Genomic DNA, 21029 nt, shown 5'->3' on the forward strand with positions numbered 1-21029 from the left:
CATACTGTGACCAATTTTCGGGATCCCAATGTTCGGTCGATTCATGCCCACCGAGGGCAAGTTTTTTGAAATCTTTGATGCGCACGCGAAGTGCATCGTGTCGGCAAGCCGTGAACTGGAACTGCTGATCGACAATCTGCCAGAAGCCGAGACTCACAAGCAAAACGTACAGAAGGCCGAGAAGGCCGCAGACAAGCTCACGCACGAAACCATCGACCTGCTGCACAAGACTTTCATCACGCCGCTCGACCGCGACGAAATCCACAAACTGATCACCACGATGGACGACATCCTCGACCTGATGGAGGACGTCGCCACCGCCATTTCACTGTACGACGTGCAGACCGTGACCTCCGAGGCGAGTCAGCTCGCTCATATCTGTACGGCCACTTCCGAGCGTGTGCAGTTCGCAGTCAGCCTGCTGTCCGACATGAAGCAGGCAAGCCAGATTCTCAAGGCATGCGAGGACATAGACCGGCTGGAGTCGGAAGCCGACCGCGTTCTGCGCTCGGCGATGTCGAAGCTGTTCCGCGAAGAAGACAACGTCAAGACCCTGATCAAGCTGAAAGCCATCTACGAACTGCTCGAAACGATCACGGACAAGTGTGAAGATGTAGCCAACATCATCGAAGGCATCGTGCTGGAAAACGCATAATGCAATCGATACAACTTGCAATCTGGGTCGTGGCCGGCCTGGTCGCCGTCGCGCTGATTTTCGATTTCATGAACGGTTTTCACGACGCGGCGAATTCGATTGCCACGGTCGTCTCGACGGGCGTGCTGAAGCCGCAACAGGCGGTCGCGTTTGCGGCGGCATTCAACGTGGTCGCGTATTTCGTGTTTCACCTGAAAGTCGCCGCGACCGTCGGCAAGGGCACGATCGATCCGAACATCGTCGACCATTACGTAATCTTCGGCGCACTGGTCGGCGCAATCGGCTGGAACATCATCACGTGGCATTACGGTATTCCGTCCAGCTCGTCGCACGCGCTCATTGGCGGACTGGTGGGCGCGGCGCTTGCCAAGTCGGGCTGGGGTTCGCTCAACCTCGACGGGTTGATGAAGACCGTGGCCTTCATTTTCATCTCGCCGCTGCTCGGATTCGTGCTCGGTTCGTTCTTCATGCTGGCGGTGTCGTGGCTTTATTTCCGTACGCCGCCTAGCAAGGTGGATCGGCGTTTCCGCCGGTTGCAGCTGGTGTCCGCCGGACTCTACAGCCTGGGTCACGGTGGCAACGACGCGCAAAAAACCATTGGCATTATCTGGATGCTGCTGATCGCGACGGGCTATGCATCGTCGATCGCGGACGCGCCGCCGCTGTGGGTGATCGGCGGCTGCTATCTGTCGATGGGCATCGGCACGTTGTTCGGCGGTTGGCGAATCGTGCGCACCATGGGGCAAAAAATTACCAAGCTCAAGCCGGTCGGCGGCTTTTGTGCCGAGTCGGGCGGGGCGATCACGCTTTTCACGGCGTCATGGCTCGGCATTCCGGTTTCAACCACACACACGATCACGGGCGCAATCGTCGGTGTCGGCGCCACGCAGAAGTTGAGCGCAGTGCGCTGGGGTGTGGCCGGCAATATCGTCTGGGCATGGATTCTGACGATTCCGGCCTCTGCGGTGCTGTCTGGCGTGGCATGGTGGCTTGGCCACCGCTTCCTGTAACGCAGTCACGCGTCGCGCGCGGGCGACAAGCGAGCCGCCCCGCGCGTCTTCAAACCAGGCAACATCGGTAGAACCAGCGGGCCCTTCAGATCAACGGCGCGCTACCGCCATCCATCGGGACGATTGCGCCCGTCACGTAGCTCGCGCGGCGGCTTGCCAGAAATAGTGCGACGTCGGCAATCTCCTCCGGCTTCGCATAGCGTCCGAGGGGAACCTTGGCCTGCCCGCGCGCAAGTGCCTCCGCGCCTGATATGCCTTGCTGCGTCGCTTCGAGTTTCGCGGCTTCTTCAACGCGCTCGGTCAGTGTCGCCCCCGGATTGATCGCGTTGATACGGATCCCGTAGCGTGCGTAGTAGTGCGCGAGTCCAACCGTAGCGAGCATCAGCGCGGCATTCGCGGCGCCGCCGGCAATATGGATGTCGCTTGCGATCTTGCCGCCCATGCCGATGATGTTGACGATCGTGCCCGGCTCGCCGCTTTTGTCCGCTTTCGCGCGCTCCGCCATGCGCCGCAACACTTCCTGCTGCGGGTAGATGTAGGGGAAATACTTCGCTTCCATCGTCGCGCGAAACGCGTCGGCGTCGAGCGTCTCGGGATCGTAGCGGCGCGCCGCACCCGCGCTGTTGACGAGCACGTCGATCGGTCCCACAGCGGTGCTGACTTCTTCGACGATGTCCGCGGCGCTGTGGGGCTCGTGCAGGTCGGCCCGGGTCCGATGCACGTGCAGACCTTCCTGCTTCAATTGCTCGTAGGCGCGGGCGAGATTGGCGGGGTCGCGTGAAACGATCGCGACTTTTGCGCCTTCCAGCGCAAACGCGCGGGCGCATGCGAGCCCGATTCCCTTGCTGCCGCCCGTAACCAGCACCACTTTATCTTTCAGCCCAAGTTCCATCGTCGTCACCTGCTGTCGGAAGAAGAGGAATGACGATAGCAGATCGGAGGCGGCCCCGTGCCGGGTGAGTGCGCGCCGAACGTCAGAAGTTGCCGTTCGCGAATCGGGCGATGGGATCGTCGTTGGTTTGCGTGGGCGCGACCACGCCACGTGACGCTGTCGACGCGCGCATGACCCGAACCGCGCCGTCGCCGCTGGCTTCGGCTTGCTGGGCCTGTCGCGCCTGACGTGCCGCGACCGTGGCGGGCGGCGGTGGTTCGAAAGCGTCGGCGGCGGCGTCGATGGCATCGGGCCTCGTCGCCGACGCCGACGCCGCCGCGGGCGTGCGCGCCGCGCTCGCCTGTTGCGACGACACCCCGTCGGGCACTTCATTGGCGCCAGCTTGCGTCGTCACCCCCTGCAGCGTCCGGGGCGACACAGCGCCCGCTTCGCGCGCCTGCATTTGCGCGGCACTCATGGCCGGCGGAGGCGGTTCAAACGGATCGGCCTGCTTGTCCGCCACCGCCGTCGTCACCATGGTCGACGGCGAAGCAGGCGACGGCGTGATCGTAGACTGCGCGACTGGCGAAGGCGCAACAGGTAGCCGGCCGGCAGAAGCCGCCGCCACTGGCGCGGCCCGCTCCGGCGCCGGCACCGCTGCCTGATAGCTCGGCGTGTCGAACGGCGCCGGCGTTGCGGCCGGACCGGCCACGCGGCGAATGCCGTCGAAACGCTTCGCCCAGTACGGATTGGTCAGATAATCGAGGCGCACAGTACCGCCCGTCGACGGCGCGTTCACGAAGCGAAGCTTGCCGACATAGATGCCGACGTGCGAGTGCGCGCGCCCCGTCGTGTTGAAGAAAATCAGGTCGCCTGGCGCAATTTCGTCTGGTTCGATCGATTCGCCGCGACCGCTCATGTCCGCCGTAGTGCGCGGCAGGTTAACGGACGCAGCCCGCTGCACGACATACCGGACGAGGCCGCTGCAATCAAAGCCACTATCAGGCGTATTACCGCCCCAACGGTATGGAATCCCGACGAGACTCATCGCCTGAATCGAGATTTCCTCGCGGCCGATGCTGTGATCCACGAAGTTCGGAAAGCCGGGCGGCGGCGCGTGGTACGCCCCATTGGCCACAACCACCGACGAGCCCGACCCGCGCGACGACGTTCTCTGCGGCGTGCCAGCGCAGGCGGCGAGCAGCAGAACGGTCAGCAGCGAAAGGGCGAGTCGGCGCATGAACGACGAGGGAGCGGTAAACGCTCGTTTAATGGCGGACGATGTCCGGATGGTAGCCGTCGAACATCGCATCGGCAAGAAGTCTTGACAAATTACTTGAGGTTCGTGCGCTAAGTGTTGGCTGGCCGAAACGACGGCGGAAAGAAAAAAGCCGCGTCCGGAATGTTCCGGATGCGGCTTCGAGTGCGATCAGGCAAAGCTGACTAGCTCGCCCGCGAAGCGGACCTCAAACGAGCGTCAGAGGATTTCCGACGCATAGTCGGCAAGGCGTGAGCGTTCGCCCCTTGCCAGGGTGACGTGTCCGCTGTGCGCCCAGCCCTTGAAGCGGTCGACGACATAAGTCAGGCCCGAGCTGCCTTCCGTCAGATAAGGCGTGTCGATCTGCGCAATATTGCCCAGACAGATGATCTTCGTGCCAGGACCCGCCCGCGTGACCAAGGTCTTCATCTGCTTCGGCGTCAGGTTCTGTGCCTCGTCGATGATCAGGTACTTGTCCACGAAAGTGCGCCCGCGCATGAAGTTCATGCTCTTGACCTTCAGGCGCGAACGGATCAGCTCCTGTGTGGCCGCACGGCCCCATTCGCCCGCGGCGTCGTCGGTTTTTTGCAGGACTTCGAGGTTGTCGTCGAATGCGCCCATCCACGGCTGCATTTTTTCCTCTTCCGTACCCGGCAGAAAGCCGATGTCTTCGCCGACCGGCACGGTTGCGCGCGTCACGATGATTTCGTTGTAGCGCTTGTCGTCCAGCACCTGCGCCAGGCCCGCCGCGAGCGCGACGAGCGTCTTGCCGGTGCCGGCCTGACCGAGCAGCGTGACGAAGTCGATCTCCGGGTTCATCAACAGGTTCAGCGCGAAGTTCTGCTCGCGGTTGCGCGCCGTGATACCCCACACATTGTTTTTGTGGTGACCATAGTCGCGCAAGGTTTGCAGCAGCGCAGTCTTGCCGTTCAGCTCGCGCACCAGCGCATGAAACGCCGGTTCGCCGTTCTGCGGCTCGAGATAGACGAACTCGTTGACCAGCATCGACGCGCACAGGGGCCCCGTGACGCGGTAATACGTGGTGCCGGTTTTGGTGTCCTGCCAGCTTTCCATGCCTTTCGCGTGCTTGGTCCAGAAATCTTGGGGCAGCGCGCGGATGCCCGAGTACAGCAGATCGCTGTCTTCGAGCACCTGGTCGTTGAAGTAATCTTCGGCGGGCAGGCCGAGCGCATGCGCCTTGATTCGCATGTTGATGTCTTTCGACACCAGCACGACCTGGCGATCCGTGCGGTCGCGTTGCAACGCGCGCACGACGCCGAGAATCTGGTTGTCCGCCTTGCCTTCGGGCAGGCCTTCCACCGGCTCGATCGCCGTCAGCTTGGTCTGGAAATACAGGCGCCCGGACGCTTCGCGGCTGCCGAGGCGGGCAAGTGAAATGCCGTCCGACATGTTGCCGGCGTTGGCGACGAGCGCGTCCAGCGTGCGGCTCACCTGACGCGCATTACGCGCGACTTCCGACATGCCTTTCTTGTGGTTGTCGAGCTCCTCCAGCGTCATCATGGGCAGATAGACGTCGTGTTCCTCGAACCGGAACAGGCAGCTCGGATCGTGCATCAGCACGTTCGTGTCGAGCACGAATAGCTTCTGGACTTCGACCGGTTGCGTGCCGGCACTCCGTTTCTTGCTGGTGCCGCGCGTGCCCGCAGGCGCAGCGGCGGCAGGCGTGCCCGTCGACGGCTGGCCCGTGCCCGGCGCACGCGCAACGGCCGGCTCGGCCTGAACGGTTGCCGCTTCGGCTTCGACCGCGGGGCGCGCGGCGGGAACCGGTTGCAGCAACGCGGCGGTCTGCTTCGATTTTCGACCGGATGTGGACGTGCTACGCGACGGCGCAGCCTCGCCCGTCGACGCCGACGCGCCTGTACGCTGAGATGCCGGCACCGGCCGCAAGGTCGTCGCGGCATTGGCGGCGTGCGCCATCGGCGTGGCGACGTTCGCGCGGCCATAATCGGCCGACTCTGCAGTTTCCCCATCGCCGGCCTGTTTCTTCGCGGAGCGCGCGGGAGTGGCGGCTTTGGCCTTGTATTCGTCAGGCGGCAACAGGTTGCCGAGCTTGCTGGGGGGAGTAGGCAAAGGCATGGTTTCCCTCGAATTAATCGGGTCACATATCGTGCGCCGCCTGTCGCATTCTGCCGGTGCCGGTAAGCGCACGCAGTTTGCGTCCGGAGGCGCGCATTCGGTCTAAAAATGCCGGTTCGCCTGGTCTTCGATCGGCTCCTTGACGGAAGCGCATGGCCGCGTGAACGATCGGCATGGCGCAATTAAAAAAGCCGCCGCCCCGGCGTTCGGGGCAAGCGGCTCGCCTTCTGCGTTCGCGTTGCGCTTCACGACTCCGACGGCGCGGACAGAACGGCCGTCAAGCCTTGCGCAGCGAACAAAAGTTTGGGTTGGACAGGCACTCATTGCGGCCCAATATAGCGCGCCTCACAGCGCTTGTACAGCCTCGAGAATGTCGTCGACATGACCGGGTACTTTCACGCCACGCCACTCGCGGCGCAACACGCCCTCGGAGTCGATCAGGAACGTGGAGCGCTCGATACCACGTACTTCCTTGCCATACATTTTCTTCATTTTGATGACGTTAAAGAGCGCGCACAGCGTCTCTTCGGGATCGGAAATCAGAGGGAACGGCAATTCGAGCTTGGCCTTGAAGTTCTCGTGCGAGCGCAGGGTGTCGCGCGACACGCCGAGCACTTCCGCGCCGGCCTTCGTGAACTTCGGATACAGATCGCGGAATTGCAGACCTTCGGTCGTGCAGCCCGGCGTGTTGTCTTTCGGATAGAAATACAGCACCACCTTTTTCCCACGCAGCTTCGATAGCGTGATCTCGCCGCCGGTAGCCGGGGCGGTGAAGTCGGGAATGGGTTGGTCGACTGCGATAGGCACGAGGTTCTCCGGTTGTTATGGCCGGCGCCGTCAGTTGCGGCGGCGTCGGCCTGGCATCGAGGCTTGGGGGAGCGTTGCGAATCCGGCGCGGCGCGGTCTCGCGCGGCCGCCGGGTCGTCTGAACAGAGTCGCCGGCCAGCCAGGGTCGAGCGCAATGGTCAGGGCTGGACGATCAACTCGCCGGAGCGACCCGGAATTTCGCCCCACGTGAGAGGGTACGATGGCAGCGTGTCGCGGTCTAGCGTCGCGTAGTAATCGCCCATGGTCGCAAACGTGTGGCCTTGCGCGCGCCAGCCTTCGAGCAGCTGTTCGAAGATCGGGGCGAGCTTCTGCCCTTCGAGTTCGGCGTGCAGCGTGAACACCTGGTCGTGCGGATTGTTCTCGGTGCGCTTGAGCATCCACGCGGCGACACTGTGTTCGTCGACGCCATCCACACCCAGCACTTCGTCGAGCGTGGGCAACGTGGTAGGCATCTGCACGTGATTCAACGTGCGTCCACCCACCACCAGCAGATACGGCGAATGTCCGCGCCCATCGGACGCGTAACGCATGCCCCACGCGTCGATCTGTTCAAACGCATGGCCGTTCATCTGCCAGCCGGCCGCGCCGTGCGTAACGGGCGGCGCACCGAAGATATCCACGAAGCGGTCGTAGCTCTTCTGCATCTGACCGGCCGTCCATGCGTGATCTTTCGCGCGCACGTTGTCCTGCCAGTACACGTGGTCCCACGTGTGAATCCCGCATTCGAAACCGGCTTCGTGGATCGCGCGCATTTCCGCCGTTGTCTTCACGCCGATATCCGGTCCGGGCAGCAGCACGCCGTACATCAACTGCCTGATGCCGTAGTGCTCGACCACCGACGTGCGCGACACCTTCTTCAGGAATCCCGGCCGCAACACACGGCGCATGGCCCAGCCGGTGTGGTCTGGCCCGAGACTGAACAGGAAGGTGGCGCGCGCCTTGAAGCGGTCGAAAATCCGCGCGAGATTCGGCACGCCTTCGCGAGTGCCGCGCAGCGTGTCGACGTCGATTTTCAGGACGATACGGGCCAAGGATCAGCCCTTATTGCTGTTCGACGAGCGAGCGAGCCTGCTCGACGTCGCCTCGATACGCTTCGAAAATCTTGCGCAACGCTTCGTCGAAGGTTGATTTCGGCGCCCAGCCAAGCTCTTGCATCGTGTTCTCGATCTTCGGCACGCGATTCTGCACGTCCTGATAGCCCGAGCCGTAGTACGCACCCGACGATGTCTCGATCAGTTGCACCTGCTTCGCGGTGTCCGCATACTCGGGAAATTCGGCCGCGAGCGTCAGCATCTTGTGCGCCAGTTCACGCACCGAGAAGTTGTTGGTCGGATTGCCGATGTTGTAGATCTTCCCCGACGCGACGCCGTCTTTATTCTCGATGATCTTCATCAGCGCGGCGATGCCATCATCGATATCCGTGAACGCGCGTTTCTGTGCGCCGCCGTCGACAAGGCTGATGTTCTCGCCGCGCACGATGTGGCCGAGGAACTGCGTGACCACGCGCGAGCTGCCTTCCTTCGGCGTATAGATCGAGTCGAGGCCCGGGCCGATCCAGTTGAACGGACGGAACAGCGTGAAGTTCAGACCCTCCATGCCGTAACCCCAGATCACGCGATCCATCAACTGCTTGGAGCACGCGTAGATCCAGCGCGGCTTGTTGATGGGACCATACGACAGCTGCGATTCTTCCGGATCGAACTGCTCGTCCGTGCACATGCCGTACACCTCGGAGGTGGACGGAAACACGAGATGCTTGCCGTACTTCACGGCCGAACGCACGATCGGCAGATTCGCCTCGAAGTCCAGTTCGAACACGCGCAGCGGCTGCTTCACATAAGTGGCGGGCGTGGCGATCGCGACGAGCGGCAGGATCACGTCGCACTTCTTCACGTGATATTCGACCCACTCCTTGTTGATCGTGATGTCGCCTTCGAAGAAGTGCATCCGCTCATGATTCACGAGGTCGCCGAGACGTTCGGTTTGCATGTCCATCCCGAAGACTTCCCAGTCGGTTGTTTCGAGAATGCGTTTGGACAGGTGATGGCCGATGAAGCCGTTCACACCCAGAATCAGGACTTTTTTAGCGAAACCTTGGGTTTTCATGAATGACGGGGAGATTGGATGAGCTGGGCGAATTCGGCCGGGGAGACGGGATGTTCCTCACCGTCATGCTGGCGCCGCAATTCGTGGATGGCGATGGCACGGCCGTCGCCGCAGATCGCGAAAACGGCATTATCGCTTACGTGCAGGCCCGGCGGCAAATCCGAGCGAAGCGCGCCGGCAGGCGCCATTCGTGCGCGCGCGACGATGAAGCGCTGACCATTCAGGTCGGTAAACGCGCCGGGATAGGGCGGCGCGACTGCCCGGATCAGGTTGTAGACCTGCTGCGCGGGTTGAGTCCAGTCGATGCGGCCGTCTTCCGGCTTGCGCCCGCCGTAGTAGCTGCCTTGCGAAAGATCGTTCGGCAGATGCGGCGCTTCGCCCGCGAGCAACGCCGGCAGCACGCGCCATAGCGTCTGTTCGGCGGCAACGGCGACCTTGTCGAAGACTTGCGCGGCGGTGTCGTCGGGCAGGATGGGCACCGGAGTTTGCGCGATGATCGCGCCCGCATCCGGCTTTGCGGCCATTTCATGCAGCGTTGCGCCCGTTTCGGTTTCACCGTGAATCACGGCCCAGTTGGTCGGCACGCGACCGCGATATTTCGGCAGCAGCGAGCCGTGCATGTTGTACGCGCCGCGCGCGGCGAGCGCGAGCAGGTCGACCGGCAACATGTGGCGGTAATAGAACGAAAAAATGAAGTCCGGGCGCGCCGCGCTGACAGCCGCGTGCAGTTCGGCACTCTTTGGATCGGCGGGTGTCACGACCGGAATGCCATGCTCGGCCGCCACCGAGGCGACGCTGCCGAACCAGATGTTCTCGGCGGGATTGTCTTCATGCGTGACGACGAGCGCGACGTCCACGCCGCGTGCGAGCAGCACCTGCAGGCAGCGCACGCCGACATTGTGATACGCGAATACGACAGCGCGCGGCTTCATGGCGTCGGGCCCTGATCGATCAGCGGCGCGGCGTGCACGGCCTGCACAACGGTTTGACGTGGTGTTTCAGTCACGGTCGCGCCGTCGCGCTGTTCGAGGATGGTCTGCACGAGGTAACGCGGACGCGCGCGCACCTGCTGATAAATCCGGCCAATGTACTCGCCGAGCAGGCCGAGCGCGAAGATGATCACGCCGAGCAGGAAGAACATCACGGCGAAGAGCGTGAACACGCCTTGCACTTCCGCGCCGATGATAAAGCGGCGAATCAACAGCAGCACGAACAACGCCGCGGACCCGAGCGACAGGATCACGCCGATGAACGACAGCCACTGCAGCGGCACGACCGAGAAGCCGGTGACCAGATCGAAATTCAGACGGATCAGCGAATACAGCGAGTACTTCGATTCGCCGGCAAAACGCTCTTCGTGCGCGACTTCGATTTCAACCGGGTTCTGCGCGAACGTGTACGCCAGCGCCGGAATGAACGTGTTGATTTCGCCGCAGCGGTTGATCGTGTCGATGATATGGCGGCTGTACGCGCGCAGCATGCAGCCCTGGTCGGTCATCTTGATGCGCGTGATGCGCTCGCGCAGACGGTTCATCGCGCGCGATGCTTTGCGGCGCCACAGGCTGTCCTGCCGCTGCAGGCGGATCGTGCCGACGTAGTCGTAGCCCTCGCGCATCTTGGTGACGAGCTTGCCGATTTCTTCGGGCGGGTTTTGCAGATCGGCGTCGAGCGTGATCACGATCTCGCCGCGCGACTGCTCGAAGCCCGCGAGAATCGCCATGTGCTGCCCGTAATTGCCGTTCAGCAGGATCACGCGCGAGGTGTCCGGACGCGCGCGGAACTGCTCGGCAAGCAGCGCGGGGGATTTGTCGCGGCTGCCGTCGTTGATGAAAATCACCTCATACGACGTGCCGAGCGCGTCGAGCGCCGGATACAGGCGCGCGAACAGCGCGGCCAGTCCGGCTTCCTCGTTGTACACCGGAATGATGACCGACACTTCCGGTGCGACAGCGCGATGTTCCGAATAAATCATTTCCGCTTATTTTCCGTATTGTTCGCAAATTTCATTGACCGCACGGCACACACGTTCGACGTCGTCGGCGCTCATCTGCGTAAAGAGCGGCAGCGTGACGGTACTCGCGCCGTAGTGCTCCGCGTGCGGGAACATGCCTTCGGTAAAGCCGCATGCGCGATACAGCGAAAAGAGATGGATCGCCGGATAGTGGACGCCCGAGCCGATCCCACGCTCCTTCAGTTCGCTCATCACGCCCGCGCGATCGATCGACAGTCTGTCAAGCGGCAGCGTGACCAGAAACATGTGCCAGTTGCTGTTCTCGAAGTCCGCAAGCGGCAGGCCCATGCCGAGTTCGACTGCCGCGCCGCCCTTGAAGCCGTCGAAATACGCGCGTGCCAGCTGCCGGCGTTGCGCGGTGAAACGCTCGATATGTTGCAGCTGACCGAGCCCCACGCGGGCGGCGACGTCGGTCAGGTTGTACTTGCCGCCGAGCAGATCGCAATCCATCCCGTCGAAGCCCGTGCGTGTGATGCCTTGCAGCCGGTATTTCTGCGCGAGGATCGCTTCGTCCTCATTATTCAGGATAAGCGCGCCGCCTTCGATCGACGTGAGATTCTTGTTCGCATGGAAACTGAAGGACACGATATCGCCCAGCTTGCCGATGCGCTCGCCGTTCCAGCTCGCGCCGAACGCCTGCGCGGCGTCTTCGATCACACGCAGCTGATGCGCGCGCGCAATCGCGTAAAGGCGGTCCATATCGACCGGCAGACCCGACAGGAAGACCGGAATCAGCGCCTTCGTGCGCGGCGTGATCGCTCTTTCGAGCAGATCGAGATCGATGTTGCGCGTCGCCGGGTCAATGTCGACGAAGACTGGCGTCGCGCCGACTTCATAGATCACGTTGCTCGTCGACACCCATGATGCGGGCGTCGTGATGACTTCGTCGCCTGCGCCCACACCGGCGATACGCAGCCCGATTTCGAGCGTCGCGGTGCCCGAGTTGAACGTGCGCACAGGACGTCCGCCGCAGTATTCAGACAGTGCCGCTTCGAACTTCTGGTTCTGCGGACCGGTGGTGATCCATCCGGAGCGCAGCACGTCGACCACGCCCTGAATCGTTTCCTCATCAATTTCAGGTTTGGTGAACGGCAAAAACGGTAGTGTGGACTGGCTCATGAATGCCTGGCTCGAGTAAAAGGGCGCAACCCGGAGGGCGCGATGTACACAAAGTCTGAGAACACAAAGTCTGAGAACACAAAGTCTGCGTAAGCCTTGGACGGCGCCAGAAAAAGGGCGCAACCGCGGAGCTTACAGCGTTGAACCTTACGGTTCGCTTATTGACTGGCCTAGCCGCGCGTCAGTACCAGCACGCCCACGAGCACAATGCCGATGCCCACCACCTTTTGCACCGACATCACCTCGCCAAACAGATACCAGGCTGCGAGCGCATTCACGACGTAGCCGAGCGACAGCATCGGATACGCGAGCGATACGTCGACTCGCGACAGTCCGACTACCCATAACACCAGGCTGACCAGATAACACGTCAGGCCGGCAACGATCGGTGGCTGTGTGGCAAGGCGAAAGCCGATGGGCAGGATGTTCGCACGGGTGAATTCGAAGTGTCCAACGGCATTCGTTCCCGCTTTGAGCAGCAACTGTGCGCCGGCGTTCAACGACACACCGGCAAGAATGCAAAAGAGGGAAATCGGGTTCATCTGACCGTCTGATTCGGATATGGAGACGCTGTTACGGTTTTTCCACCGGCGCACGGGCGGCCGGGGTCGGGCTGGAAGCAGCGGCAGCGGCATCCTGAATCGGCTTCATCACGACGACGCGGCGCGGGTCGCGTGCGACGACCTGCATCGGCAAGCCTTCCTTGAGCAGGCGGTCGTAGGTGGCCGGCGGGATCAGCGCAAGCGCGTAGCGCTCCGACTTCCAGCGCTGGATCCACGCGTCGATGGTTGGCACCCATTTCTGCGGCTCGACGGAGACACCGAACGCCAGCTCGTCAGGATGCTCGACCATGATCATCGTGTGGTCGATATAAAACGGCAGCGTGTGATCCAGCACGCCGACCGAATAGAACGGCGTACCGGGCGGCAGACTGGCGATTGCGGCCTTGATCGGGGGGGCGAGCGGCGCACCGGAACTCAGGCGCCCGAACACGTCGTGGCCCGTGCCGGCAATCGTGCCGAGCAGCAGCCACGCGGCCCCGAAAGCCGCGAACGTGCCAAGGCTGCCTGAGCGGCTGCGACGATTCAGCCAGAGCGCGGCGAGCGTCATCACGAAGGCGACGGCGAGCGCGGCGAGCACCCAGACACGGTACTCCACGTAGAGCTCGGTCGGATTGCGCGCGTCGCCGAAGCGCGACATGAACGATGCGGCAAAGGCTGCCACGACCAGAAAGAGCGCATAGCCGGCCAGGTGGCGGCGCAACTGCTCGCGCGTGACGAGCGGAAGGTAGAGGCCGATCACGAGCGCGATCGGCGGTGCGATCGGCAGCGTGTAGGACAGCAGCTTCGAATGCGACGCGCTGAAGAAGAGGAAGATGAACGCGGTCCACACCAGCATCAGCGTGACGGGCGCGAAACCATTGGGCTGACGCGGCAGACGCCATGCATGGCGGAAGCTTTGCACCGTGAGCGAAAGCCACGGCAGGAAGCCCACCAGCAGCACCGGCACGAAGTAGTAAAACGCGCCAGGGCGGTTCTGTTCGGGCGTCAGGTAGCGTTTGAACTGCTGGACGATAAAGAAGAAGTTCAGGAACTCCGGGTTGCGCTGCTGCACCAGCACGAACCAGGGCGTAGCGATCGCGAAGAACACGATCAGGCCGCCGATCAGATGCAGGCGCTTCCATACGGCCCAGTCGCGGGCGGCAATCGTGTAGAGCACCAGCACGGCGCCCGGCAGGATCAGACCCACGAGACCCTTGGAGAGCACCGCCAGCGCCATCGAACCCCAGCAGACCCACATCCATGCACGCACGTTTGCGGACGGCAGGTTGGGGCGCTGCGCAAGCAGCAGCGCGCAAAGCGTGAGCTCCATCCAGAACGACAGGCCCATGTCGAGCGTGTTGAAGTGGCCCATCAGGTTCCAGTACGGCGACGTGGCCAGCACGATCGCCGCGAATACGCCGGTTGCCGCATTGAACACGCGAGCACCGGTAAAGCCGAGCAGCAGCACGCCGGCAAAGCCCGTCAGCGCGGTGTACAGGCGCGCCTGCCATTCGCCGATGCCAAACCACGCGAAGGTCAACGCATTCGCCCAGGTTTGCAGCGGCGGTTTCTCGAAGTATTTGTAGCCGTTGTAGCGCGGGGTAATCCAGTCGCCGGTCTGGAACATTTCGCGCGCCATTTCGGCGTAGCGGCCTTCGTCGCTTGGCAGCAGATGGCGCCAGCCGAGCGGCACGAACCAGATCACGGCAAGGGCCAGCACCAGCAGCAGGATCGTGGTGCGGTTGAGCGGTAGCCTCGACGGCGTATCGTTCATGTTGTAGTTCAACCTGTTGGGGCGTCGCCGCCGTGGGCAGCGAAGCAAAATAGTGTCAATGCGCGAACGGCCGGCCCGCGAAGCCCGGCCGCCGACAATGGCGCGCAGTGTACGTGATCGGCCGTGACGCGGCGAGGGGCGCGTTCCGAATTCGCGACGCGCGAGCGCGGCCCGCGCTACGCCTCGATCAACAGCGCGGCGGCGACTTTGCGGCCCTCGGCCATCAGAATGTTGTAGGTGCGGCAAGCGGCCTTGAAGTCCATCGTTTCGACGCCGATGCGTTTCGCGGTCAGACCGGCCGTCAGGCGCGGATGCGGAAACCGCAGCTTGTCGCCGCTGCCGAACACGACCACCTCGGGCGCGTAGCCGGCCAGCATCGCGAAAAGTTCGGGACTTAGCTGGTCGAACGACGAGATGGGCCACGGGACGACCGGCGCGTCCGGCAACAGCAGAATGCTGCCCGAATGACGCACCAGATTGATTTCGACATAGTCGGCGCCGTAACCGGTCACGGTGTTCAGGGCGCCGCTGGAATCCTGATGTAATTTCAAATTCGTTTTCCGAAGTCGTCTTGATTCATTCCGCCTCTCTGACCGGGCCGGTGCATGACTGTCTGACAGCACCAGCGTGTCAAGGGTTGCCACAAGCGGCCACAGGCGGCCCACGAGCGGCCCACAAGCGGGCCGCAGCCAGGCCACAAGCGACCCGGGAACGGGCTGAAAAGCCCCGCCATTGCAGCCGGCGCATTGCGGAAGTCGGCCAAAATCCGCTAAATTATAACCTTTAGCCGCGTTGCGGCGCCCTTGCCCACCTGCCGCCACGAGCCGCGCACCCGGGCAGGCGCGGGCCGCCGGCTACCTGCCCCGGTTCGTACACTCGGGCTGGCCTGCAGGCTGGCTCCGGGTCTGGCTTGAACCTGGCGCGAGCCTGCTCTCGCTGCCCGGCGTGATCCGCCGCAGGGGCGTGCGGCCGGCTCATGGCTCATAATGGCTGTCCACCCGCGTCCGGCGGCCGATGCCGCGCGCCGCGCCCGTCTTTCCCTTGTTGGCGAACGTGCCCGCCCCGGCGATGTTTCCCCCAGGTGTGTTTTGCATCAAGCGTTTGCCCCAGCCCATCAACAGGATGAAGTGCCCGCCGTGAAACCGATTCTCAAATCCAACAAGTTGTTGAATGTCTGTTACGACATTCGCGGGCCCGTTCTCGAACATGCGAAGCGGCTCGAAGAAGAGGGCCACCGGATCATCAAGCTGAATATCGGCAACCTTGCGCCATTTGGCTTCGAGGCGCCGGACGAAATCATTCAGGACATGATTCTGAATCTGCCGGGCTCGTCGGGTTACTCGGATTCGAAAGGCGTGTTCGCCGCACGCAAGGCGATCATGCATTACACGCAGCAAAAGGGCGTGCACGGCGTGGAGCTGGACGACATCTACATCGGCAATGGCGCGTCCGAGCTGATCGTGATGGCGCTGCAGGGCCTTCTGAACGACGGCGACGAAGTGCTGCTCCCCGCGCCCGACTACCCGCTATGGACTGCCGGCGTGAGCCTCGCGGGCGGCACGCCGGTGCACTACATCTGCGACGAATCGAATAGCTGGATGCCCGACCTCGACGATATTCGCGCGAGAATCACGCCGAATACCCGCGCGCTCGTCGTGATCAACCCGAATAATCCGACCGGCGCGCTGTATTCGGACGAGCTGCTGCTCGGTCTGGTCGAGATTGCGCGCCAGCACGGCCTCGTGATTTTCGCCGACGAGGTGTACGACAAGATCGTCTACGACGGCAAGAAGCACACGTCGATGGCCGCGCTGTCCGAAGACGTGCTGACCGTGACGTTCAACAGTCTGTCGAAGAGCTACCGTTCGTGCGGCTATCGCGCGGGCTGGATGTTCATCTCGGGGCTGACCGGCGAAAACCGCCGCCACGGCAAGGACTATTTCGAAGGCCTCGGCATTCTGGCGTCCATGCGTCTGTGTCCGAACGTGCCGGGTCAGTATGCAATCCAGACCGCGCTCGGCGGCTATCAGAGCATCAACGACCTGATCGTGCCGGGCGGCCGCCTGTACAGGCAGCGCGAACTCGCGTACGACATGCTCACCGCGATTCCCGGCGTGAGTTGCGTGAAGCCGGAAGCGGCGCTGTACATGTTCCCGCGCCTCGACCCGAAGGTGTATCCGATTCAGGACGACCAGCAGTTCATTCTTGACCTGCTGCTGGAAGAGCGTGTGCTGCTCGTGCAGGGCACGGGTTTCAATTGGAAAACGCCGGATCACTTCCGCGTCGTGTTCCTGCCCAATGTCGACGACCTCGCGGATTCGATCAACCGGATCGCGCGCTTCCTCGACGGCTACCGCAAACGTCACACAGCCTAGCGCACAATAGGGCGTGCGGCGCGGCGCTTCTGTGTCGGCCGCGCCGTCTCGCGCGCTGCCCCGAATCTGTATTCTTTCAATCTTCTACTCGAAAACACACGCTGCATGGAACCGATCAAAGTTGGACTGCTGGGCTTCGGCACGGTAGGCAGCGGCACCTTTACGGTACTGCGCCGCAATCAGGAAGAAATCAAACGCCGCGCGGGCCGCGGCATCGAGATTGCGCGCATTGCCGTGCGCAACCCGGCCAGGGCAACCGCCGCGCTCGGCAGCGAGGCGGGCACCGTCTTGTTGACCGACGATTTCAATGCCGTGGTCGACGATCCGTCGCTCGACATCATCGCTGAAATGATCGGCGGCACCGGCGTGGCGCGTGACCTGGTATTGCGTGCGATCAGAAACGGCAAACATGTGGTGACGGCCAACAAGGCGCTCCTCGCCGTGCACGGCACGGAGATTTTCGAGGCGGCGCGCGCCAACGGCGTGATGGTGTCGTTCGAGGCAGCGGTGGCAGGCGGCATTCCGATCATCAAGGCGCTGCGCGAAGGGCTCACCGCCAATCGCATCCAGTACATCGCGGGCATCATCAACGGCACGACGAATTACATCCTGTCGGAAATGCGTGACCGTGGGCTCGACTTCGCGACCGCGCTGAAGGCCGCGCAGGAACTCGGTTATGCGGAAGCCGATCCGACCTTCGACGTGGAAGGCGTGGACGCCGCGCACAAGGCGACCATCATGAGCGCGATCGCGTTCGGCGTGCCGGTGCAGTTCGATCGCGCGTATGTCGAAGGCATCAGCAAACTGGCCGCGATCGACATCCGGTACGCGGAAGAACTGGGCTATCGCATCAAGCTGCTGGGCATCGCGCGTCGCACGGACAAAGGCATCGAATTGCGCGTGCATCCCACGCTGATTCCCGAAAAGCGTCTGCTGGCGAATGTGGAAGGCGCGATGAACGCAGTGGTCGTGCACGGCGACGCGGTGGGCACCACGCTCTACTACGGCAAGGGCGCGGGCGCGGAGCCGACGGCGTCCGCGGTGGTGGCCGATCTGGTGGACGTGACGCGTCTGCACACGGCCGATCCGGAGCATCGCGTGCCGCATCTGGCCTTCCAGCCGGACAGCCTGTCGAGCACACCGATCCTGCCGATCGACGAAGTGACGAGCGGCTACTACCTGCGTCTGCGGGTGGCGGACGTGACCGGCGTGCTGGCCGACATCACGCGCATTCTGGCCGACACCGGCATCTCGATCGACGCACTGTTGCAAAAGGAATCCGAACAGGTCGACGCGAACGGCAAGGGCGAGACCGACATCATCCTGATCACGCACGAAACGGTCGAGAAAAACGTCAACGCGGCGATCAGCTCGATCGAGGCGCTCAAGACCGTTGTCTCGCAAGTCACCAAGCTGCGCATGGAAGCGCTGAACTAGGCAGAACGATGAACTACCTCTCTACGCGCGGCGCCGGCGCCGGCGAACACCACACCTTCTCGGACATCCTGCTCGGCGGTCTCGCAAAAGACGGCGGCCTGTACCTGCCCGCCGACTATCCGCGTGTCACGGGCGACGAACTGACACGCTGGCGCACGCTGCCTTATGCCGACCTCGCGTTCGAAATCCTGTCGAAGTTCAGCGACGACATTCCCGCCGACGACCTGCGCGCGCTGACCCGCAAGACCTACACCGCGGCGACCTACTGCAACACGCGAGACGGCGAAAGCGCCGCGCAGATCACGCCGCTCAAGACACTGGGCGTCGAAAACGGTGCGCCGCTGTCGCTGCTGGAGTTGTCGAACGGACCCACGCTCGCGTTCAAGGACATGGCGATGCAGTTGATCGGCAACCTGTTCGAATATGCGCTGGACAAGCATGGCGAGACGCTGAACATTCTCGGTGCAACCTCGGGCGACACCGGCAGCGCTGCCGAATACGCGATGCGCGGCAAGAAGGGCATCAGCGTGTTCATGCTGTCGCCGCACAGGAAGATGAGCGCGTTCCAGACCGCGCAGATGTACAGTCTGCAGGACCCGAACATTTTCAACATTGCGGTGGAAGGCGTGTTCGACGACGCGCAGGACATCGTCAAGGCCGTTTCGAACGATCACGCGTTCAAGGCGAAGTACAAGATCGGCACGGTCAACTCGATCAACTGGGCGCGCGTGGTGGCGCAGGTGGTGTATTACTTCAAGGGCTACTTCGCGGCGACGAAGTCGAACGACGAGCGCGTATCGTTCACGGTGCCGTCGGGCAATTTCGGCAACGTGTGCGCAGGCCACATCGCGCGCATGATGGGTTTGCCGATCGAGAAGCTGGTGGTGGCCACGAACGAGAACGACGTGCTCGACGAATTTTTCCGCACGGGCATTTACCGTGTGCGCAAGGCGGCCGAAACGTATCACACGACCAGCCCGAGCATGGACATTTCGAAGGCCTCGAACTTCGAGCGTTTCGTGTTCGACCTGCTGGATCGCGACCCGGCGCGCGTGTTGCAGCTGTTCCGCGACGTCGAGGAAAAGGGTGGTTTCGACCTCGCGGCGAGTGGTGATTTTGCGCGCGTGAAGGAATTCGGTTTCGTGTCCGGGCGCAGCAGTCACGCGGATCGTGTGGACGCGATCCGCGACGTGTTCGAGCGCTACGGCACGATGATCGACACGCACACGGCCGACGGGCTGAAAGTGGCGCGCGAGCATTTGCAGCCCGGCATCCCGATGATCGTGCTGGAAACGGCTCAGCCGGTGAAATTCGGCGAGACGATTCGCGAGGCGCTGTTACGCGAGCCCGAGCGTCCTGCCGCATTTTCTGGCATCGAATCATTGCCGCAACGCTTCGACGTGTTGCCGGCCGACGTGCAGCGCGTGAAAGACTTTATTGCCGCGAGAGCAGACAGGTAAAAGGAAAAGCCGCCGGGTGTCCAACCCGGCGGGCTCGCGAGGCTGAGCGACCCCGACCGCGCCGCACAAGACGCAGCCGCCACACGACCGCGCCGCCACACGACCGCGCCGCAGCCTCGCGCTCACACCGCTACAATCAATCCTTTAAACCAGCGGCTTCGAGACGAAAAAGATGCCCACTCCAATGCCCCGCGCGCCGATGCTGAGCACGGCCGACGCGCTAGCCACGCTGCTGAGCGCAGCGAGCCCGATTGCCGGCACTGAATCGCTCCCTACGCTGGAAGCATTGAACCGCGTGTTATCGGCGGATGTGACATCCCCGCTGGACGTCCCGCCAATGAACACGAGTTCAATGGACGGCTACGCGGTCCGCAGCGCCGACCTCGCCGAAGGCAACCGCACCCTGCGAGTGTCGCAACGCATCCCGGCCGGCCACGCGCCGCAGCCGCTGGAAGCCGGCACTGTCGCCCGCATTTTCACCGGCGCCACGGTGCCGCCAGGTGCTGACGCAATCGTGATGCAGGAGCAGGCCGAACCGTCCGGCGACGAAGTCACGATCCTGCACAGCCCGCAGCCCGGCGAATGGATAACCGCGCAGGGCGCGGACATCCGGAGCGGCTCCGTGATCCTCCCCGCCGGCACGCGGCTCACGCCCCAGGCACTGGGCCTTGCGGCCTCGGTCGGCTGCGCCAGTCTGGAGGTTCGCCGCCGCGTGAAAGTCGCCGTGTTCTTTACCGGCGACGAACTGACCATGCCCGGCGAACCGCTCAGGCCTGGCGCAATCTACAACTCGAACCGCTTCACACTCCGCGGCTTGCTGGAGAAGCTGGGCTGCGAGGTCACCGACTACGGTATCGTCGTCGACAAACTCGACGCCACACGCGCCACATTGCGCGATGCCGCCAGAGCCCACGACCTGATTCTGACCTGCGGCGGCGTGTCGGTCGGCGAAGAGGACCACGTGAAGCCGGCGGTGGAAGCGGAGGGGCGCCTGTCGATGTGGCAGATCGCCATGAAGCCCGGTAAGCCGCTCGCTTTCGGCGCGGTTCGGCGCGACGTAGCGGCTGCCGCACAAGTGCAGCCGGCACCGGCAGCCGGCTCGGCGCAACCCGCCACTCGTGCCGAAACGTTTTTTATCGGTTTGCCGGGCAATCCCGTGTCGGCGTTCGCCACGTTCCTGCTCTTCGTGCGCCCGTTCGTGCTGAGCATGGCAGGCGTGCGCTCCGTAGCGCCCCGTTCGCTGTCGCTGCGGGCCGACTTCACGCAAAAGAAGGCCGACCGCCGCAACGAGTTTCTGCGCGCGCGCGTCAACGAGGCCGGCGGTCTCGATCTGTTCCCGAACCAGAGTTCCGCCGTGCTGACCTCGACGGTCTGGGGCGACGGTCTGATCGACAACCCGCCGAATCATGCGATCAGCGCCGGCGACACCGTGCGCTTCATTCCCTTTTCCGAACTGCTGAACTGAGGCCGGCCGCAGCCGGTGCAT

At 63.1% G+C, this 21029-nt stretch carries 18 protein-coding genes; 6 read left to right on the forward strand and 12 right to left on the reverse strand.

Annotation, left to right across the window (positions count from 1 at the left end):
• Positions 1–28 precede the first annotated feature (28 nt).
• Both AAGS40_RS06270 and AAGS40_RS06275 read left to right on the forward strand, forming a co-directional pair.
• Positions 29–655 (forward strand): DUF47 domain-containing protein, encoded by a 627-nt coding sequence (locus AAGS40_RS06270; protein WP_345813883.1) that lies wholly within the window; start codon positions 29–31, stop codon positions 653–655.
• On the forward strand, positions 655–1665 hold the full coding sequence (locus AAGS40_RS06275) for an inorganic phosphate transporter (RefSeq protein ID WP_345813884.1): 1011 nt from the start codon (positions 655–657) through the stop codon (positions 1663–1665). Before AAGS40_RS06270 ends, AAGS40_RS06275 begins: the two co-directional genes overlap by 1 nt.
• 85 nt (positions 1666–1750) lie before the next feature.
• Here the strand turns inward: AAGS40_RS06275 and AAGS40_RS06280 are convergent, their stop codons facing one another.
• The 12 genes from AAGS40_RS06280 to AAGS40_RS06335 all read right to left on the reverse strand — a co-directional run bounded on the left by AAGS40_RS06280 (position 1751) and on the right by AAGS40_RS06335 (position 14822).
• Positions 1751–2557: an SDR family oxidoreductase gene (locus AAGS40_RS06280; protein ID WP_345813885.1), complete on the reverse strand. Its 807-nt coding sequence runs from the start codon at positions 2555–2557 to the stop codon at positions 1751–1753.
• 82 nt (positions 2558–2639) lie between these two features.
• Complete coding sequence (locus AAGS40_RS06285) at positions 2640–3776, reverse strand: NlpC/P60 family protein (protein WP_345813886.1); 1137 nt, start codon at positions 3774–3776, stop codon at positions 2640–2642.
• A 237-nt stretch (positions 3777–4013) separates the two neighbouring features.
• Positions 4014–5891 carry a PhoH family protein gene (locus tag AAGS40_RS06290; protein WP_345813887.1) on the reverse strand — a complete coding sequence of 626 codons (1878 nt, stop codon included), beginning with the start codon at positions 5889–5891 and terminating at the stop codon, positions 4014–4016.
• A gap of 345 nt (positions 5892–6236) precedes the next feature.
• Positions 6237–6698 carry a peroxiredoxin gene (locus AAGS40_RS06295; protein WP_345813888.1) on the reverse strand — a complete coding sequence of 154 codons (462 nt, stop codon included), beginning with the start codon at positions 6696–6698 and terminating at the stop codon, positions 6237–6239.
• A gap of 158 nt (positions 6699–6856) precedes the next feature.
• Positions 6857–7750 carry a polysaccharide deacetylase family protein gene (locus AAGS40_RS06300; protein ID WP_345813889.1) on the reverse strand — a complete coding sequence of 298 codons (894 nt, stop codon included), beginning with the start codon at positions 7748–7750 and terminating at the stop codon, positions 6857–6859.
• Positions 7751–7760: 10 nt separating this feature from the next.
• Entirely contained in the window at positions 7761–8825 is a 1065-nt protein-coding gene (locus tag AAGS40_RS06305; RefSeq protein WP_345813890.1) for a bifunctional UDP-4-keto-pentose/UDP-xylose synthase, read from the reverse strand.
• Complete coding sequence (locus AAGS40_RS06310; RefSeq protein ID WP_345813891.1) at positions 8822–9757, reverse strand: formyltransferase; 936 nt, start codon at positions 9755–9757, stop codon at positions 8822–8824. Before AAGS40_RS06310 ends, AAGS40_RS06305 begins: the two co-directional genes overlap by 4 nt.
• Positions 9754–10797 carry a glycosyltransferase gene (locus AAGS40_RS06315; RefSeq protein WP_345813892.1) on the reverse strand — a complete coding sequence of 348 codons (1044 nt, stop codon included), beginning with the start codon at positions 10795–10797 and terminating at the stop codon, positions 9754–9756. The genes AAGS40_RS06310 and AAGS40_RS06315 overlap by 4 nt, the downstream gene beginning before the upstream one ends.
• Positions 10798–10803: 6 nt before the next feature.
• A complete protein-coding gene (locus AAGS40_RS06320) occupies positions 10804–11955 on the reverse strand; it encodes a DegT/DnrJ/EryC1/StrS aminotransferase family protein (RefSeq protein WP_345813894.1) in 1152 nt (383 codons plus the stop codon).
• Positions 11956–12125: 170 nt separating this feature from the next.
• Positions 12126–12497 carry an SMR family transporter gene (locus tag AAGS40_RS06325; RefSeq protein WP_345813895.1) on the reverse strand — a complete coding sequence of 124 codons (372 nt, stop codon included), beginning with the start codon at positions 12495–12497 and terminating at the stop codon, positions 12126–12128.
• Positions 12498–12528: 31 nt separating this feature from the next.
• Positions 12529–14271: a glycosyltransferase family 39 protein gene (locus AAGS40_RS06330; RefSeq protein ID WP_345813896.1), complete on the reverse strand. Its 1743-nt coding sequence runs from the start codon at positions 14269–14271 to the stop codon at positions 12529–12531.
• 176 nt (positions 14272–14447) lie between these two features.
• Complete coding sequence (locus AAGS40_RS06335; RefSeq protein ID WP_345813897.1) at positions 14448–14822, reverse strand: Mth938-like domain-containing protein; 375 nt, start codon at positions 14820–14822, stop codon at positions 14448–14450.
• A gap of 576 nt (positions 14823–15398) precedes the next feature.
• Here AAGS40_RS06335 and AAGS40_RS06340 point away from each other — a divergent pair.
• The 4 genes from AAGS40_RS06340 to glp all read left to right on the forward strand — a co-directional run bounded on the left by AAGS40_RS06340 (position 15399) and on the right by glp (position 21008).
• Positions 15399–16646, forward strand: a complete 1248-nt coding sequence (locus tag AAGS40_RS06340; protein ID WP_345813898.1) for a pyridoxal phosphate-dependent aminotransferase — start codon at positions 15399–15401, stop codon at positions 16644–16646.
• A gap of 105 nt (positions 16647–16751) precedes the next feature.
• Positions 16752–18083 (forward strand): homoserine dehydrogenase, encoded by a 1332-nt coding sequence (locus tag AAGS40_RS06345; protein WP_345813899.1) that lies wholly within the window; start codon positions 16752–16754, stop codon positions 18081–18083.
• A gap of 8 nt (positions 18084–18091) precedes the next feature.
• The gene (thrC, locus tag AAGS40_RS06350; RefSeq protein WP_345813900.1) at positions 18092–19543 is read left to right on the forward strand and encodes a threonine synthase; all 1452 of its coding nucleotides are present in this window, start codon (positions 18092–18094) and stop codon (positions 19541–19543) included.
• Between the two features lie 199 nt (positions 19544–19742).
• Complete coding sequence (gene glp, locus AAGS40_RS06355; RefSeq protein WP_345814294.1) at positions 19743–21008, forward strand: gephyrin-like molybdotransferase Glp; 1266 nt, start codon at positions 19743–19745, stop codon at positions 21006–21008.
• Positions 21009–21029: the final 21 nt, after the last annotated feature.

It is taken from the genome of Paraburkholderia sp. PREW-6R (genome assembly GCF_039621805.1).
Taxonomy (GTDB): Bacteria; Pseudomonadota; Gammaproteobacteria; order Burkholderiales; family Burkholderiaceae; genus Paraburkholderia.

What these genes read in the sequence shown, in the direction of transcription:
- AAGS40_RS06270 (WP_345813883.1), top strand. Translation starts at nt 29, where the DNA reads ATGTTCGGTCGATTCATGCCCACCGAGGGCAAGTTTTTTGAAATCTTT.
- AAGS40_RS06275 (WP_345813884.1), top strand. Translation starts at nt 655, where the DNA reads ATGCAATCGATACAACTTGCAATCTGGGTCGTGGCCGGCCTGGTCGCC.
- AAGS40_RS06280 (WP_345813885.1), bottom strand. Translation starts at nt 2,557, where the DNA reads ATGGAACTTGGGCTGAAAGATAAAGTGGTGCTGGTTACGGGCGGCAGC.
- AAGS40_RS06285 (WP_345813886.1), bottom strand. Translation starts at nt 3,776, where the DNA reads ATGCGCCGACTCGCCCTTTCGCTGCTGACCGTTCTGCTGCTCGCCGCC.
- AAGS40_RS06290 (WP_345813887.1), bottom strand. Translation starts at nt 5,891, where the DNA reads ATGCCTTTGCCTACTCCCCCCAGCAAGCTCGGCAACCTGTTGCCGCCT.
- AAGS40_RS06305 (WP_345813890.1), bottom strand. Translation starts at nt 8,825, where the DNA reads ATGAAAACCCAAGGTTTCGCTAAAAAAGTCCTGATTCTGGGTGTGAAC.
- AAGS40_RS06310 (WP_345813891.1), bottom strand. Translation starts at nt 9,757, where the DNA reads ATGAAGCCGCGCGCTGTCGTATTCGCGTATCACAATGTCGGCGTGCGC.
- AAGS40_RS06315 (WP_345813892.1), bottom strand. Translation starts at nt 10,797, where the DNA reads ATGATTTATTCGGAACATCGCGCTGTCGCACCGGAAGTGTCGGTCATC.
- AAGS40_RS06320 (WP_345813894.1), bottom strand. Translation starts at nt 11,955, where the DNA reads ATGAGCCAGTCCACACTACCGTTTTTGCCGTTCACCAAACCTGAAATT.
- AAGS40_RS06325 (WP_345813895.1), bottom strand. Translation starts at nt 12,497, where the DNA reads ATGAACCCGATTTCCCTCTTTTGCATTCTTGCCGGTGTGTCGTTGAAC.
- AAGS40_RS06330 (WP_345813896.1), bottom strand. Translation starts at nt 14,271, where the DNA reads ATGAACGATACGCCGTCGAGGCTACCGCTCAACCGCACCACGATCCTG.
- AAGS40_RS06345 (WP_345813899.1), top strand. Translation starts at nt 16,752, where the DNA reads ATGGAACCGATCAAAGTTGGACTGCTGGGCTTCGGCACGGTAGGCAGC.
- thrC (WP_345813900.1), top strand. Translation starts at nt 18,092, where the DNA reads ATGAACTACCTCTCTACGCGCGGCGCCGGCGCCGGCGAACACCACACC.
- glp (WP_345814294.1), top strand. Translation starts at nt 19,743, where the DNA reads ATGCTGAGCACGGCCGACGCGCTAGCCACGCTGCTGAGCGCAGCGAGC.